Origin of the sequence: Halomonas sp. SL1 (assembly GCF_003030865.2) — a bacterium.
GTDB classification, from domain to species: Bacteria; Pseudomonadota; Gammaproteobacteria; order Pseudomonadales; family Halomonadaceae; genus Halomonas; species Halomonas halophila.
Genome location: NZ_PYUQ02000011.1, coordinates 383,554 through 399,375 on the forward strand (window position 1 = coordinate 383,554; position 15,822 = coordinate 399,375).

Genomic DNA, 15,822 nt, shown 5'->3' on the forward strand with positions numbered 1-15,822 from the left:
TCGACTCAGTCGGCGCGGGCGCCGGTCTCGGTGTCGACGCCCAGGTCGCGGGCGGTGCGGCCCAGCACCTCGCGGGCGGCCCGGGCAGCGCGCGGCCCGTCGCCGCCCTTGATCGCCTCGAGCACCGCGCCGTGGCGTTCCAGGCTGTCGCCGAGGCCGTCGTCGCCGCGGGCGGGACGCTGGGAGTGCTGGACCAGGGCCAGGATCGACGGCCGCAGCAGGTGGCCCATCTGACGCCAGATCAGGTTGTGGCTGGCCTCGTAGATGGCCTCGTGGAAGGCCACGTCGTACTCCACGTGCTGGCCGGCCTGCTCCGAGGCGTCGGCGGTCGCCGTCATGCCGCGGAAGGCCGCCTCGAGGCGGGCCAGATCGTCGGCATCGGCGGCGCGGGCGGCCAGCTCCGCCACCACCGGCTCCGCGGAATAGCGAAAGGCAAGCAGCTCGCGCACCAGCTGCGGCTGGGGATGCGCCAGGCCGACCAGCCAGTCGCTCATCTGCGGATCGAGCAGATGCCAGTCGCCGACCTCGCGCACCCGAGTGCCGCGCCCGGCAGTGCGCTCGAGCAGCCCGGCGGCGGTCAGGCTGGCCAGGGCATTGCGCACCAGGTTGCGGCTGACGGCGCAGCGGGCGGCGATGTCCAGCTCCTTGGGGAAGACGTCGCCGGGCTGCCAGTCGCCGCCCAGCAGCGCCCGGGCCAGTCGCCGCGCCAGCGCATCGGCATCGCCCTGATGCGGGCCCAGTGCCTCGAGACTCATCGATCGCTCCCCATGGCTGAGTGACGTCAGCACAAAATGTCTGACATTTATCGCCAGAGTGTAAGCCCAACCACACCTCCGCGTCATGCGCCTTTGGTCCAATGGTTACCTGACGACAGGCTTGCCATGCCCGCCACCAGCCACAACAATAACCCCCTTCCGCTTCCTTCCAGGAGACCGCCCATGCGCTGGATCGCCGCTTCCGCCGCCGCCCTCGCCCTGTTCGCCCAGGGTGCGGCCGCCGATACCTTCCGCTTCACCGCCATCCCCGACGAGGACCAGTCGCGCCTGGTCGAGCGCTTCTCCCAGGTCGCCGACTACCTCGAGGAGCGGCTCGACGTCGAGGTGGAATACGTGCCGGTGAAGTCCTACGGCGCGGCGGTCACCGCCTTCCGCAACGACCAGGTCCAGCTGGCCTGGTTCGGCGGCCTCTCCGGCGTCCAGGCGCGCCGCCTGGTGCCGGGCTCCCAGGCCATCGCCCAGGGCGCCGAGGACGCGGCCTTCGAGACCTACTTCATCGCCCACCAGTCGACGGGGCTGGAAGAAGGGGACGAGCTGCCCGACGCGATCGAGGACATGAGCTTCACCTTCGGCTCCAAGACCTCCACCTCCGGGCGCCTGATGCCCGAGCACTACCTGCGTCAGCGCTTCGGCGAGGCGCCGGACGAGCTGTTCTCGCGGGTCGGCTTCTCCGGCGATCACTCGCGCACCATCGCCCTGGTCGAGGCCGGCACCTACGAACTGGGCGCGGTCAACTACGCGGTGTGGGACGCCGCCGTGGAGGACGGCCGCGTCGACACCGACCAGGTGCAGGTGATCTGGACCACGCCGAGCTATCCGGACTACCAGTGGACCCTGCGCGGCGACGCCGACGAGCGCTACGGCGAGGGCTTCTCCGACCGGGTCCGCGAGGCGCTGCTCGAGATGGACGACCCCGAGCTGCTCGACAGCTTCCCGCGTTCGGCCTTCATCCCCGCCGACAATGCCATGTACGCGCCGATCGAGGACGTGGCGGAAGAGCTCGGCCTGCTGCGCTGATGGCGCCGACAGAACACACGAACGAGCCACTGCTGACGCTCGACGGCGTCGATCTGGGCCACGGCGAGCGGGTGGTGCTGCCCCGGGTGCATCTGCGGCTGGCGCGCGGCGAGCGCGTCGCCCTGCTTGGCCCCAGCGGGGCCGGCAAGTCCACGCTGCTGGCGGCCCTGCGCACGCGGCTCGGCGATACGGTCGCCTGGTGCCCGCAGCACCACGGCCTGGTGCCGGGGCTGGCGGTCTATCACAACGTCTACATGGGCCGGCTCGCCGAGCATTCGGCGCTGGCCAATCTGTGGAACCTGGTGCGGCCGCTGCGCGGCCCCTGGGGCGAGGTGGCCGCGCTGTGCACGCTGGTCGGCCTGGACGGGCTGATGCGCCGCCCCGTGGGGCAGCTGTCCGGCGGCCAGCGCCAGCGCACCGCCATCGCCCGGGCGCTCTACCAGCAGCGTGAGGTGTTCCTGGGCGACGAGCCGGTGGCCAGCGTCGATCCCCACCAGGCCCACCGCCTGCTGGGACTGATCGAGGAACGCCACGCCACCAGCGTGATCGCCCTGCACCAGCGCGAACTGGCGCTGACCCGCTTCGACCGCGTCTGGGGCCTGCGCGACGGCCGGCTGGTGATCGACGCCCCGGCGTCGACGCTGAGCCTGGCCGACCTCGACGCCCTCTATCCGGACGCCGACGATACCGCCCCGTCCGGGGAGCCCCCCGAACCCGCGGCGCCCTCGCCGGCGTCCCTGCCCTGCTCCCGGGGGCGTGCATGAGCGAGGCCACCCTGCCGCGTCGGCCGTCCTGGCTGGCCGGCCGCGCCACGGGCCCGCGCCTGGCCCGCCACACCCTGACGCTGATCGCCCTGGCGCTGCTGCTGCTGCCGCTGGCCGATCTGTCGGTGGTCACCCGCGACCCGTGGACGGAACTCGGGCGGATGCTCCAGGGCCTGGCCTGGCCGGACTTCGCCGGCATCGAGTCGCCCTTCCATGCCCTGGGGCTGACCGTCTCGGTGGCACTGTGGGGCACGCTGGCCGGCGTGGTGCTGGGCTTCCCGCTGGCGCTGCTGTTCGCCCGTTCGCGGCTGGTGCGTGCCGGCTGCGCCTTCGTGCGCGCCATCCACGAGCTGTTCTGGGCGCTGCTGTTCCTGCAGGTGTTCGGGCTCTCGGCGCTGACCGCCCTGGCGGCACTGGCGATTCCCTACGCCGGCATCTTCGCCAAGGTGTTCGCCGAGATCCTCGAACAGACCCCGCGCGCGCCGGCCGACGCCCTGCCGCCCGGCGTCGGGCGGCTGTCGCGCTTCCTCTATGCCGAGCTGCCGCTGGCCTGGACCCAGCTCGCCGCCTACACCCGCTACCGCTTCGAGTGCGGCCTGCGCGCCAGCGTGCTGCTGGGCTTCGTCGGCCTGCCGACGCTGGGCTTCCAGCTCGAGACCGCCTTCCGCGAGGGACGCTATCCCGAGGCCGGCGCCCTGCTGTGGTGCTTCTACCTGCTGATCGCCACCCTGCCCTGGTGGAGCCACCGGCGGCTGGTGCCGCTGCTGCTGGTCGGCGGCGTCTTCCTGCTCGGCCCCTGGCCGGCGGTGGACGGCGGGCTCTTGTGGCGCTTCGTCAGCCAGGACCTGTGGCCCGCGCCGCTGCTGGCGAGCGACTGGGCGGGGCTGGTCGACTGGTTCGCGAGCATCCCCAAGCTCGGCCCGGCCATCGGCAACACCCTGCTGCTGGCGCTGCTCGGCACCGTCGGCGCGCTGCTGGTGGCGATGGCGCTGTGGCCGCTGGCCAGCCGCCACTTCGGCCATCCGGCGACCCGGCTGGCCGGCCGCGGGCTGCTGGTGCTGCTGCGCTCGACGCCGGAACTGATGCTGGCCTTCGTCTTCCTGCTGCTGCTCGGCCCCTCGCTGCTGCCCGCCTGGCTGGCGCTGGCGCTGCACAACGGCGCGTTGATCGCCTTCCTCGCCGCCCGCCACGCCGACGGCCTGGAGCCCGGCATGCCGGGGCTGCCCGCCTCGGGCCGGCTGGCCTACGAGCTGCTGCCGCGGGTCTATCCGAGCCTGCTGGCGCTGCTCTACTACCGCGCCGAGGTGATCCTGCGCGAGACGGCGATCCTCGGCATGCTGGGGGTGGCGACGCTGGGCTACTACATCGACGAGAACTTCCAGTACCTGATGTTCGACACCGCGGCCTTCCTGCTGCTGGTCACCGCCGGGCTCAACATCGCCGTGGATGCCCTCTCGCGCCGGCTCAGGCCCCGGGAGGTGCCGCTCGAAGACCCCTGCCTGCGCTGAACCGATCGTCAGGCAGTGACGCCAACGAAAAAGGCCGACGCATGATGCGTCGGCCTTTTAGCATTTCATGGCCGCTCGCTCAGGAAGCGGCTGCTCGAACGCCGGCTCAGGCGTCCTTTACCAGGGCGGTGACGGTGACCTCGACCCGGAGCTCGTCGGCCGGCAGCGGCGCGCAAACGCAGGTCCGCGCCGGGGCGTGGCCCTCGGGCACCCAGGCGTCCCACACGGCGTTCATGGCCGCGACGTCGTTGCCGTCCTTGAGGTAGACGGTGGCGGTCAGCAGGTGCTCGCGGTCGGAGCCGATCTCGGCCAGCAGGCCATCGACGCGGGCCAGCATGCTCTCGGTCTGCTCGGTGATGTCGCCCTGGCGGGCCTCGGGGCCGGCCACCTGGCCGCACAGGTAGGCCACGCCGTTGTGGATCACGGCCCGGCTCATGCGGGCCTTGGTGTCATGGCGCTGGAGGGTCATGGCATCGCTCCTGAAGTCGATAAAAAAAGGCCCTCGATCTTACCGCAGTGCAAGGCTTAGCGACCCGTCATGCCTACCAAAGTTTTTCACATATATAGCAATATCAACCAATCTTCGAAACTAAAGCAGAAATATCATCCAAATGAATGATGAGGCATTCATGCTTCCTCTGCCTTCAGCGGCATGAACATCGTCGTGCGATTGTCGCGCTGTAAGTCTTTCCCCATCGCCACGACAGAGCAGGGCGTATCAGGCGAATCGCCACGAGGCGCACCCGACGACCCAGAAGGAGAGATCCCATGAAGCGTTCCACCATGCTGGCTGCCGTGTTCACCACCGCCATCGCCCAGGCGGGCGCCATGAGCGCCGCCCAGGCCCAGGACGACGAAGCCATGGAGAAGTGCTACGGCGTGGCCCTGGCCGGCCAGAACGACTGCAAGGCGGGCCCGGGCACCACCTGCGCCGGCACCTCCACCGTGGACTACCAGGGCAACGCCTGGACGCTGGTGCCGGAAGGCACCTGCACCAGCATCGAGACGCCCCACGGTATGGGCAGCCTGAGCGAGATCGAGCGTCCCTGATGGCCATGCCGGCCCGCCACGCGGCGGGCCGGCGCTGACAAGGAGATCGCCATGTCACCGTCCCTGACGCCGAATGCCGTGGGCATCGGCTTCAAGCCGCAGCATGCACAGGCGCTGCTCGCCGCCCCCCGGACGGCGGATTTCCTGGAGCTGCATGCCGAGAACCACATGAGCGCGGGTGGTCCCGCCCGCGAGGAGCTCCTTGAACTGGCCGAGCGCTATCCGCTCTCGGTACACGGCGTGGGGCTGTCGCTGGGCGGCGCCGAGCGCCCCGACCCGGCGCACCTCGCCCGGCTGGTCGAGCTGGTGAATCGGCTATCGCCGGCGCTGGTCTCGGAGCACCTGGCCTGGAGCCGGCTCGACGGCGACTGCTACAACGACCTGCTGCCGGTGCCGCTCACCGAGGAGAGCCTGACGCTGCTCGCCCGCAATATCGACATCGTCCAGCAGGCGCTGGGGCGCCGGCTGCTGATCGAGAACCCCAGCCTCTACGTGACGATCCCGATCAACACGCTCGACGAGGCCGACTTCCTCACCGAGCTGGTGGCCCGCACCGGCTGCGGGCTACTGCTGGACCTCAACAATGCCTATATCTGCGCCCATAACCTGGGGCGCGACCTCGACGCCTACCTGGCCGCCCTGCCCTGGCAGGCCGTGGGTGAGATGCACCTGGCCGGCCATAGCCTCGACACCGCCGTCGAGCCGCCGCTGCGCATCGACGACCACGGCGGCCCGGTCACCGAGGCCGTCTGGTCGCTGTATCGCCGCTGGGCGCCCGCCGCCCCCGAGGCGCCGACCCTGATCGAGTGGGACGCCAACGTGCCGACGCTCGATCGCTGGCTCGAGGAGGCCGAGCTGGCCCGTGCCCATCGCGCCACCGCCCTGCCGGGCGAGGCGTCACGGGACAAGGCGCCGAGGAGGATGCCGGCATGATCGCCCTGGCCGACTGGCAGCGACGCTTCGCCGCCGCCCTGCGCGCCCCCGGTGTCGAGACGCCCGCCGAACTGGGCACGCGCGCGGGACTCGACGTGTATCGCAACAACGTCCGTCAGAGCCTGATCGAGGCCCTGGCCAGCGCCTTTCCCCATACCCGAACCCTGCTCGGCCCGCGCTACTTCGCCGCCGCGGCCGGCGACTACGCCCGCGATCACCTGCCCCGGGAGCCGCGGTTATCTCGCTACGGCGCCGGCTTCGCCGACTTCCTGGACGACCTGCCGCCGCTGGCCGGCCATCGCTACGCGAGCGACGTCTGCCGGCTGGAGCGCGCCCGGCTCGACGTCGGCCATGCCGCCGAGGCGCCGGCCCTGGACGCCACCCGGCTGGCCGAGCATCCCGACCCGGCACGCCTGTGCGTGACGCCGCGGCCGGCCACGCGGCGAGTGCGCTGTCGCTTCGCGGTGGGCACGCTGTGGCAGCGACTGGAGCAGGACGAGGCGACGGACGACCCCGTCGTCGCCGGCGAGGAGGACTGGCTAGCGGTGCGCCGCGGCGAGCGCGTGCTGCTGACGCCAATCGACGCCGTCACCGCCACGCTGTATCGCAGGCTTCGGGAGCATCCCGGCGCGGCCCTGGGCGACGCGCTGGCGACGGTCGCCGAGGCCCACGGCGAGACGGCGGCCGGCGAGGCACTGGGCACCCTGCTCGGCCTCGGCGCGCTGTGCGAGCGCCATGCCGCGCCCAGTGATGACGAGCCGAACGAGGAGGCCGCCCCATGAACGTGCTGCTGATGCCACTGCGCCTCTACTATCGCCGCCTCGAGCCGGCCCTCGACCGGCTGCCCTTCGATCTCGTGACCCTGCTGGCGCGCATCGTGCTCGGTAGCGTCTTCTTCCGTTCGGCGCTGACCAAGGTCGACGGCTTCTCGATCGCCCAGAGCACCTTCTTCCTGTTCGAGCACGAGTACGCCCTGCCGCTGATCTCGCCGGTGCTCGCCGCCTGGCTGGCGACGCTGGCCGAGTTCGGGCTGTCGCTGCTGCTGTGGGCGGGCCTGGCGACCCGCCTGGCCGCCCTGGGCCTGCTGCTCATGACGCTGGTGATCCAGACGTTCGTCTATCCCGATGCCTGGGTCACCCACGGCCTCTGGGCCACGGGGCTGCTGACCCTGCTGCTGCGCGGCCCCGGCGCGCTGTCGCTGGATCGCCTGTTAAGCCGCCTGCTGGGCCGTCAGGTATCGGCGGCCTGACGCAGCACGCCCTGGGCCAGGCACCAGCCGCCGACCAACAGCGCCAGCATGCCGGCCAGCACCAGCGAGAAGGACGCCCCCAGATCCAGCGCCACGCCGAGCACCGCCGGGGCGATGCCGGTGGAGAAGACCATGGCCGCGCTCAGCGTGGCCCGTACCCGCCCCAGATGTTCGGCGCCCCACAGCCGCACCAGCAGGCTGGTGGCGATGGATTCCTGAGACCCCATGGCGAGCCCGCCGCCGACCATCAGCGCCCAGATCGCCAGATGGCCGCCCAGGGTGAGCGCCAGCATCAGCCCCAGCGCGAAGGGCAGCAGATAGAGCCTGGCCAGGCGCACCGCGCCCAGCCGATCCACCCAGTGCCCGCCGAGCAGCGCGCCGGGCAGCTTGGCGAGCCCCATGCCGGTCAGCGCCAGGGAATAGATCGCCAGCGAGCTGCCCATCGACGAGGTCAGCTGCGCCTGATAGATGAACAGCCCGGTCATGGCCACCGGCAGGGTCATCAGCAGCGGCAGCAGGCGCCAGAAGCGTGCATCGCGAAACGGCCTCGGCCCCTGCGCCGCCGCGGCCCTGTCGGGGCGTGCGCCGGGCGCCTCGGGCCAGGGCGCCCGCATCAGCACGAGTACCCACAGCGCCGCCAGCACCGCGGCCAGCCCCCACCACAGCTCGCGCCAGCCGAGCCACACCAGCAGCCCCGCCACCAGCGGCGGCAGCAGGGTCTCGCCGAGCATCAGCCCCATGCCGGCGAGCCCCAGGGCCCGACCGCGCAGTCCCTCGAACTCGCGCCCGGCCAGGGTGTTGCCGAGGTGGCTCATCATGCCCTGGCCGCACAGGCGCACCAGCCCCAGGCCAAGCAGCCCCAGCGGCCACCAGGGCGAGGCGGTCAGCAGCAGGATGCCGATGCCCAGCGCCGCCAGGATGGCCAGCGCGAAGCGGCGCGGCGCCACCCAGTCGATGGCGGGCCCCAGGCGCAGCATGGCGAAGCCGGCGGCCAGGGTGACCAGCGAATAGGCGGTGCCGAACTCGCCGGCGGAGAAGCCCAGCCGTTCGGCGATGGGCGCCTGGAACAGGCCGACGAAGAAGCTCTGCCCCAGGCTCGACGAGAACATCGCCAGCACGGCGATGCCCATCAGCCCCCGATGGTCCCTCAGCAGGGTGCGATAGCTCATGGTGTTCTCCCGGCGCCCTGACACATCACGGTAACAGGCGCGATGACACGAAAAGGCCCCGCCATGGCGGGGCCCTGAAGCGCGACGAAGCGGCTCAGCGCAGCAGCAGCACCGGCACGCTGGCGTGGCGCAGCATGGCGGTGGTGGTGCTGCCCACCAGCAGGTGGCGGATGCGGGAATGGCCGTAGGCCCCCATCACCACCAGGTCGATGTCGTGCTCGTCCTTGTAGGCACGCAGGGTCTCCTCGACCTCGCCGGCGCGGATCGCGCCCTCGGCCTCGTGGCCGGCCTCGCGCAGGGTGGCGAGCGCCCAGTCGAGCTGGGAGCGGTTGTCGCCGGTCTCGGCGCCGACGATCACCACGTGGCAGGCGATGCCGGCGAACAGCGGGCTCTTCGCCAGCAGCTCGACGCCCTTGCGGGTGGTATTGCTGCCGTCGAAGGCGATCATCACCTTCTCGGGGCGCTTGAAGGCCTGAGGCACCACCAGGATCGGGCGATGCTGGCCGCGCACCACCCGCTCGAGGTTGGAGCCCAGGTGCTCGCTGTCCTGGTGGGCGCTGCCGCCGCGCTTGCCCACCACCAGCAGGCGGATCTCGCCCTCCAGCTCGGCGAGGGTCTCGACCAGGGTGCCGTTGCGCTGGCGGCTGCCGGGCTCCGCCACGCCGTCCTCGACGGCGCGCTCCTGGGCCGCCTTGAGCATCAGCCGGCCCTGCTCCTGGGCCACCTTGGCGCGCTGCTCGTCGAGCTGAGAGAGTTCCTCGAGCAGGTGCTCGCGGGAGCCCAGCCCGATGTTGCCGGAGAGATCCGCCTCGGCGGTCTGGGGGTGGTTGTCGACCACGTGCAGGAAGGTCAGCGGCGCCTCCAGCGCCTGACTGGCCCAGGCGGCGTAGTCGCAGACGCCCTCGGAAAACTGCGAGCCGTCGATGGCGGCCATCACCTGTTCTGTCATCTGTCTGTCCTGAAGCCGGCGTGTGTCGTTGTCGCTGCCCTGAGTTCTACCCCATCGGCGGCGACCTGCATAGGGCCGGGCGCTGCCTGACGCCCGGCAGGCGGGCTCAACGCTTCGGCGCGTCGAAGTCCTGGGGCTCGTCGGTGTAGACGCAGACGTTGGCGTCGGCCACATCGCCGTCCTCGGCCTCGACCTGGGTGGCGAAGAAGTGCTGGATCTCACGGCGGTTGCAGTGCGCCTCGAAGGCCTCGCGGCTGGCCCAGATCTCGTGGAACACGATCGGGTAGCTCGTGCCCGGGGCGTTGGGGTGATCGACGTGGCGCGTCACCGTGTACTGGAGGCAGCCGTCCTCGCGATGGGCGTTGGGCTCCAGCGCCTGCAGCGCGGCGAACACCGCCGCCTCGCGGCCGGGCTTGGGCTGGAACTGGGCGATGCAGTAGACCTTCTGTGACATGTCGTCATTCCTTGTCATGGTGGGGCGGGCCGGCGGTCGCGCCGGCCCGTGCGGCCGAATGCCTGACGCGACTCAGTGGCCGCCCATCAGCTTCTCGACGGCTTCCGGATCGTCATGGATGGCGTAGCGATCGACGATGGTGGCGCTGGCCTCGTTGAGGCCGACCAGCTCGACCTCGGTGCCCTCGCGGCGGAACTTGATCACCACCCGATCCAGCGCCTGCACGGCGGTGATGTCCCAGAAGTGTGCCCGGGACAGGTCGATGGTGACCTTCTCCACGCTCTCCTTGAAGTCGAAGGCGCGGCCGAAGCGCTCGGAGGAGGCGAAGAACACCTGGCCCACCACCCGATAGACCCGGTGACGACCCGCCTCGGCCTCCTCGACGCCGATGTAGAGGATGTTGCCGACCTTGTTGGCGAAGAACAACGCCGCCAGCAGCACGCCGACGAACACGCCCATGGCCAGGTTGTGGGTGCCCACGGTGACCGCCACGGTGGCCAGCATCACCAGGTTGGAGGACATCGGGTGCTGCTTGAGGTCGCGGATCGAGGTCCAGCTGAAGGTGCCGATGGAGACCATGATCATCACCGCCACCAGCGCCGCCATGGGAATCTGCGACACCCAGTCGGCGAGGAACACCACCATGATCAGCAGCATCACGCCGGCGAACAGGGTGGAAAGACGACCGCGGCCGCCGGATTTGATGTTGATCACCGACTGCCCGATCATCGCGCAGCCCGCCATGCCGCCGAGCAGACCGGTACCGATGTTGGCGATGCCCTGGCCCTTGCACTCGCGGTTCTTGTCGCTCTCGGTGTCGGTCAGGTCATCGACGATGGTGGCGGTCATCATCGACTCCAGCAGGCCCACCACGGTGAGCATGATGGCGTAGGGGAAGATGATCGACAGGGTCTCGAGGTTGAGCGGCACATCGGGCCACAGGAACACCGGCAGGGTGTCGGGCAGTTCGCCCATGTCGCCCACGGTGCGGATGTCGAGGCCCATGACCATGGCCACGCCGGTCAGCACCAGGATGCACACCAGCGGCGACGGCAGCGTCTTGCCGATCACCGGCAGGTAGGGGAAGAGATAGATGATGCCCAGACCCGCCGCGGTCATGGCATAGACGTGCCAGGTGACGTTGGTCAGCTCCGGCAGCTGCGCCATGAAGATCAGGATCGCCAGGGCGTTGACGAAGCCGGTCACCACCGAGCGCGAGACGAAGCGCATCAGGTCGGCCAGGCGCAGGTAGCCGGCGACGATCTGCAGCGCGCCGGTGAGCAGGGTCGCGGCCAGCAGGTACTCGAGCCCGTGCTCCTTGACCAGCGTGACCATCAGCAGCGCCATGGCGCCGGTGGCCGCCGAGATCATGCCCGGCCGGCCGCCGGCGAAGGCGATGATCACCGCCATGGAGAAGGAAGCGTAGAGGCCGATCTTGGGATCGACGCCGGCGATGATCGAGAAGGCGATGGCCTCGGGAATCAGCGCCAGGGCGACGACGATGCCCGACAGGAGATCGCCCTTGATGTTGGAGAACCAGTCTTGCTTGAGGGATCGAGTCATGCTGCGGTCCAGTCGAGGGTGGAGGTGGATGCCATGAAGGCGTCAGGGTCGTGTCGTGCGCAGCCCTTCCCGGCCTCGCGAGAAGGCCGATGCCGTGGCGCCGGTCATGCGCCGAGGCACATGGAACGCATCGTGGCGCTGCGGGAGAGAGGCTGACGGTGCAAGGCGGGCGCGGGGCGCCCAGGACATCGAGACGATGCCCGGCCACGATGACATCGTGACGACGTCATCGCGGCCCGAATTCGGGAGGGAAAGGCTAGGGCGGCGTGGCCAGCCCGGAACGAGAGGGCATCACGGTATGTCGGTTCCCTTGCGTTGGATCGACGAGACAACGGGCAGATCCGGCTACCCCGTCAGGAGCGCGGGAGTCTACCAGACACGCCGGATCGCTGCATCCGGCGAGACCCGAAGATCGACGAGGGGCACCGGGGACACGATGGCGGTTCATGCTCCCGCCATCACGGATTCCCCTTGTCGTTGTCGTTGCCGCCAGCGCCGGCGCCGGTCATCGACTTGAAGGCCTCCACCAGGTCGATGGGCAGCGGCACCACGATGGTCGAGGCGTTCTTGTTGCTCATGTCGCTCATGGTCTGCAGGTAGCGAAGCTGCAGCGACGTCGGGTTGCCGGACATGACGTTGGCGGCCTCGAGCAGCTTCTGCGAGGCCTGCAGCTCGCCCTCGGCGTGGATCACCTTGGCGCGCCGCTCACGCTCGGCCTCGGCCTGGCGGGCGATGGCGCGGATCATGCTGTCGTCCAGGTCGACGTGCTTGATCTCCACGTTGGCCACCTTGATGCCCCAGCTCTCCGCCGAGGCGTCGATGATCTCCTGGATGTCGTCGTTGAGCCGGTCGCGCTCGGAAAGCATCTCGTCCAGGTCGTGCTTGCCGAGCACCGAACGCAGCGTGGTCTGGGCCAGCTGGCTGGTGGCGCTGACGAAGTGCTCGACCTGGATGATCGCCTTCTCCGGGTCGACCACCCGGAAGTAGAGCACCGCGTTGACCTTCACCGTGACGTTGTCCTGGGAGATCACGTCCTGCTCGGGCACGTCCATGGTGATCACCCTGAGGTCGACCACCTCCATCTTCTGGATGCCCGGGATGATGATGAACAGCCCCGGGCCCTTCACCGCCTGGAAGCGCCCCAGGAAGAACACCACGCCGCGCTTGTACTCCGGCAGGATGCGGATCGAGGCCGCGATCAGCATCAGCACCAGCACCAGCGGCACGAGATAGGAAATCAGCATGTCGGCTCTCCTTTCGGTCTCAAGGGCAGATCGGTTTCAAGGGCGTATCGCTTTTCAAGGGCTTACCGGTCTCGGGGGTGATCGATCTCGGGGTCGAAACGTCGGGCGCTATCAGCGCTCGGCGGCCGATGCCTGAAGCGGCTCGACGTCGACGGTAAGCCCGTCGATGGCGACCACCCGCACCGTCTGTCCGCGGCGCAGCGCCTGCTCGCTGCGGGCGTTCCAGCGTTCGCCGTGCAGGCGCACGTGACCCTCGCCCTGGAAGTCTTCCAGCGCCTCGGCCTCGAGGCCCACCAGCTCCTCCTGCCCGGTGCGCGGCGAGCGCCGGCGCAGCCCGATGAAGCGGGTCATCACCCACAGCATCAGGCCCGCCGCCACCAGGGCCACGCCGCCGATCAGCGGCAGCGAAATATTCAGGGTATCCGCGTCCATGAGCATCACCGATCCGATCACGAAGGCCACGATGCCGCCGATCCCCAGGATGCCGAAGCTGGGCATCAGCGCCTCGCCGACGATCAGCCCCAGCCCCACCAGGATCAGCGCCAGGCCGGCATAGTTGACGGGCAGCACCTGGAAGGCGAACAGTGCCAGCAGCAGGCAGATGATGCCGATGGTGCCCGGCACCAGGCTGCCGGGATTGGAGAGTTCGAAGATCAGGCCGTAGAAGCCGATGATCATCAGGAAATAGGCTACGTTGGGGTTGGTGATCACCTCCAGCAGCCGGGTGCGCCAGTCGGGATCGAAGCGCTCGACGACGAGATCCGTGGTCTGCAGGGTGAGCGTGCCGTCCTCCATCACCACCTCGCGGCCGTCGATCTGGGCGAAGAGGTCGTCGAGATCGGTGGCCAGCACGTCGATGACGTTCTCTTCAAGCGCCTCCCGGGCGGTGAGGTTGACCGCCTCGCGCACCGCCGCCTCGGCCCAGTCGGCGTTGCGGCCGTGGCGATCGGCCAGCGAGCGGATATAGGCCACGGCGTCCTCCAGCACCTTGCGCTCCATGGCGGTCTCGCCGCGGCGCTTGGGCACGGCCTCCTCATCGTCCGCCGCCGTGTCGTCGCCCGCCCCGGCCGAGGTCTCGACTGCCTCGTCGCCCTCGGCCGACGACGCCGGCGCGGCGGCCGACTTGTCCTTGCCACCGGACGACGGCTCCGAATCCTGCGCGCCTGCATCGTCCGGCGCTTCCGGCTCGCCGATGCCGGGCAGCCCGCCCCCGCCGCCGATCTGCACCGGCGTGGCCGAGCCCAGATGCGTGGCCGGCGCCATGGCCGCCACGTGGCTGGCATAGAGCAGGTAGGTGCCGGCGCTGGCCGCCCGGGCGCCGCCGGGCGAGACGTAGAACGCGACCGGAATCTCCGAGGACAGCATCGCCGAGATCATGTCGCGCATGGAGGCGTCGAGCCCCCCGGGCGTGTCCAGCTGCACCACCACCAGACGTGCCTCGCGCTCGGCGGCGATGTCCAGGCCGCGCAGGAAGTAGTCGCCGGTGGCCGGGCCGATGGCGCCGTCGAGGGTCATCACCAGCGCCGTGCCGCGCTGCTGCTGCGCCGCGGCGTGCCAGGCGGCGAGCCCGCCCATCAGCAGGCAGGCCAGGCTAAACCAGAACAGCACGCGATGCGGCAGGGACGACCGGGACATCATGGCAACCTCGCCTCGATCTCGGGATGGGTACAGGCCATAGCGTCGGAACGCATTAGGGCCTGCCGATCAGTGTAGACGCCGTGACCACGGACGAGGGCCCAGCGTTTACCATCGACCCGAGAGGGCAACGCCCTCGCCGCGCTATGCTGGTGGCGCCGTAAGGAAAACGGCGCGGCCACGACACAACCGAAGCCGCCTCACGCCACTCTCATCGTTTCTTTCCATCGCCAAGGACGCCTCGATGCCCTCACGCCGCTCGCCGACACGCTCGCTCCCTTTCCTGCCGCTGCTGCTGGGCGCGGCCCTGTCGCTCGCCGGCGTGCTGACCGCTCCGCCGACCCGAGCCCAGGACGCGCCGTCGGCCGAGCGCTGGGCCGACATCGAGGCCGAGGCCCGGGGCCAGACCGTGTACTGGAACGCCTGGGGCGGCGACGCCACCATCAATCGCTACATCGACTGGGTCGCCGAGCGGATGGACGAGCGCTTCGACATGGAGGTGGTGCACGTCAAGCTCGATGACGCCGCCGCCGCGGTGTCGCGGGTGATCGCCGAGAAGTCGGCCGGCAACGTCGACGACGGCGCCATCGACCTGGTGTGGATCAACGGCGAGAACTTCGCCGCCATGAAGCGCCACGGTCTGCTGTACGGCCCCTTCGCCTCGCGGCTGCCGAACTTCGCACTGACCGCCCCGGCGGCCAACCCCGAGGTCGTCACCGACTTCACCCTGCCCACCGAGGGCTTCGAGTCGCCCTGGGGCAAGGCCCAGCTGACCTTCTACTTCGATGCCGCGCGGGTCGAGGCGCCGCCGGGCAGCATGGCCGAGCTTCTCGACTGGGCCCGCGCCCATCCCGGGCGCTTCACCTACCCGCTGGTGCCGGACTTCCTGGGCAGCACCTTCCTCAAGCAGGCGCTGATCGAGCTGACCGAGAACCCGAGCGTGCTGGCCGAGCCGGCCTCGGCCCACGACGTGGCGGCGGTGACCGCCCCGCTGTGGGACTTCCTCGACGCCCTGCACCCGCACCTGTGGCGCGAGGGCCGCGACTTCCCCAGCGGCGGCCCCGAGCTCAAGCGACTGATGGGCGACGGCGAGCTGTCGCTGACCTTCACCTTCAACCCCTCCGAGCCCGCCGCCGCGGTGGCCGCCCATCGGCTGCCGCCGAGCACCCGCAGCTACGTGCTCGACGGCGGCACCCTGGGCAACGTGCACTTCGTGGCGATCCCCTTCAACGCCGCCCACGAGGCCGGGGCCATGGTGCTGGCCAACTTCCTGCTCTCGCCCGAGGCCCAGGCCCGCAAGCAGGACATCGACGTCTGGGGCGATCCCACGGTGCTCGACATGGACGCCCTCACGCCCGAGCAGCGCGCGGCCTTCGACGTCGACGACGCCTCCCCCGCCCGGCTGCCGCCCGAGGCGCTGGGACGCCTGCTGCCGGAGCCCCACCCCAGCTGGGTGGAGGCGCTGGAGGCGGGCTGGCAGGCGCGCCATGGCGACGGCTGAGTCGGCAGAC

16 protein-coding genes are annotated in these 15,822 nt (G+C 70.2%); 8 read left to right on the top strand and 8 right to left on the bottom strand.

Translation table 11 applies throughout. The features are described 5' to 3' along the window. Window positions 1-5 precede the first annotated feature (5 nt). Window positions 6-755, bottom strand: a complete 750-nt coding sequence (locus C9J49_RS05840) for a FadR/GntR family transcriptional regulator (RefSeq protein ID WP_107182227.1) — start codon at window positions 753-755, stop codon at window positions 6-8. 183 nt (window positions 756-938) lie between these two features. Between C9J49_RS05840 and C9J49_RS05845 the strand changes: the two genes are divergently transcribed. From C9J49_RS05845 to C9J49_RS05855, 3 genes are read left to right on the top strand one after another with little or no spacing between them, the layout of a single operon-like run. Next, window positions 939-1,793 (top strand): putative selenate ABC transporter substrate-binding protein, encoded by an 855-nt coding sequence (locus C9J49_RS05845; RefSeq protein WP_107182226.1) that lies wholly within the window; start codon window positions 939-941, stop codon window positions 1,791-1,793. Then, a complete protein-coding gene (locus C9J49_RS05850) occupies window positions 1,793-2,557 on the top strand; it encodes an ATP-binding cassette domain-containing protein (RefSeq protein WP_107182225.1) in 765 nt (254 codons plus the stop codon). The genes C9J49_RS05845 and C9J49_RS05850 overlap by 1 nt, the downstream gene beginning before the upstream one ends. Next, window positions 2,554-4,065, top strand: coding sequence for an ABC transporter permease (locus tag C9J49_RS05855; protein ID WP_181454247.1), 1,512 nt, complete (start codon window positions 2,554-2,556; stop codon window positions 4,063-4,065). The genes C9J49_RS05850 and C9J49_RS05855 overlap by 4 nt, the downstream gene beginning before the upstream one ends. A 106-nt stretch (window positions 4,066-4,171) precedes the next feature. Here C9J49_RS05855 and C9J49_RS05860 read toward each other — a convergent pair whose 3' ends face one another. Next, window positions 4,172-4,534 carry a RidA family protein gene (locus C9J49_RS05860; RefSeq protein ID WP_107182224.1) on the bottom strand — a complete coding sequence of 121 codons (363 nt, stop codon included), beginning with the start codon at window positions 4,532-4,534 and terminating at the stop codon, window positions 4,172-4,174. 299 nt (window positions 4,535-4,833) lie between these two features. Here C9J49_RS05860 and C9J49_RS05865 point away from each other — a divergent pair, with 299 nt between their 5' ends. Genes C9J49_RS05865 through C9J49_RS05880 form a run of 4 tightly spaced genes read left to right on the top strand, consistent with a single transcriptional unit; the run spans window position 4,834 to window position 7,297 of the window. Continuing rightward, window positions 4,834-5,115: a DUF2282 domain-containing protein gene (locus tag C9J49_RS05865; protein WP_046079270.1), complete on the top strand. Its 282-nt coding sequence runs from the start codon at window positions 4,834-4,836 to the stop codon at window positions 5,113-5,115. 51 nt (window positions 5,116-5,166) lie between these two features. Next, window positions 5,167-6,048 (top strand): DUF692 family multinuclear iron-containing protein, encoded by an 882-nt coding sequence (locus tag C9J49_RS05870; RefSeq protein WP_246124629.1) that lies wholly within the window; start codon window positions 5,167-5,169, stop codon window positions 6,046-6,048. Then, window positions 6,045-6,830 carry a DNA-binding domain-containing protein gene (locus C9J49_RS05875; RefSeq protein ID WP_107182222.1) on the top strand — a complete coding sequence of 262 codons (786 nt, stop codon included), beginning with the start codon at window positions 6,045-6,047 and terminating at the stop codon, window positions 6,828-6,830. The genes C9J49_RS05870 and C9J49_RS05875 overlap by 4 nt, the downstream gene beginning before the upstream one ends. Then, window positions 6,827-7,297, top strand: coding sequence for a DoxX family protein (locus C9J49_RS05880; RefSeq protein WP_107182221.1), 471 nt, complete (start codon window positions 6,827-6,829; stop codon window positions 7,295-7,297). The genes C9J49_RS05875 and C9J49_RS05880 overlap by 4 nt, the downstream gene beginning before the upstream one ends. On the opposite strand, the gene C9J49_RS05885 is transcribed toward C9J49_RS05880, so the two are convergent. The 6 genes from C9J49_RS05885 to C9J49_RS05910 all read right to left on the bottom strand — a co-directional run bounded on the left by C9J49_RS05885 (window position 7,279) and on the right by C9J49_RS05910 (window position 14,314). After that, window positions 7,279-8,466 (bottom strand): MFS transporter, encoded by a 1,188-nt coding sequence (locus C9J49_RS05885; protein WP_107182220.1) that lies wholly within the window; start codon window positions 8,464-8,466, stop codon window positions 7,279-7,281. The two genes, C9J49_RS05880 and C9J49_RS05885, sit on opposite strands and share 19 nt — an antisense overlap. Window positions 8,467-8,560: 94 nt before the next feature. Next, a complete protein-coding gene (locus C9J49_RS05890) occupies window positions 8,561-9,415 on the bottom strand; it encodes a universal stress protein (protein ID WP_107182219.1) in 855 nt (284 codons plus the stop codon). 106 nt (window positions 9,416-9,521) lie between these two features. Further along, a complete protein-coding gene (locus tag C9J49_RS05895) occupies window positions 9,522-9,869 on the bottom strand; it encodes a putative quinol monooxygenase (protein ID WP_035596534.1) in 348 nt (115 codons plus the stop codon). Between the two features lie 72 nt (window positions 9,870-9,941). Further along, the gene (locus C9J49_RS05900; RefSeq protein WP_035596529.1) at window positions 9,942-11,432 is read right to left on the bottom strand and encodes a SulP family inorganic anion transporter; all 1,491 of its coding nucleotides are present in this window, start codon (window positions 11,430-11,432) and stop codon (window positions 9,942-9,944) included. Window positions 11,433-11,890: 458 nt separating this feature from the next. Continuing rightward, window positions 11,891-12,676, bottom strand: a complete 786-nt coding sequence (locus tag C9J49_RS05905; protein WP_107182218.1) for a slipin family protein — start codon at window positions 12,674-12,676, stop codon at window positions 11,891-11,893. 111 nt (window positions 12,677-12,787) lie between these two features. Further along, a complete protein-coding gene (locus C9J49_RS05910) occupies window positions 12,788-14,314 on the bottom strand; it encodes a nodulation protein NfeD (protein WP_107182217.1) in 1,527 nt (508 codons plus the stop codon). Between the two features lie 241 nt (window positions 14,315-14,555). Here C9J49_RS05910 and C9J49_RS05915 point away from each other — a divergent pair, with 241 nt between their 5' ends. Then, complete coding sequence (locus C9J49_RS05915; protein WP_107182216.1) at window positions 14,556-15,812, top strand: ABC transporter substrate-binding protein; 1,257 nt, start codon at window positions 14,556-14,558, stop codon at window positions 15,810-15,812. The last annotated feature ends 10 nt before the right edge of the window (window positions 15,813-15,822 follow it).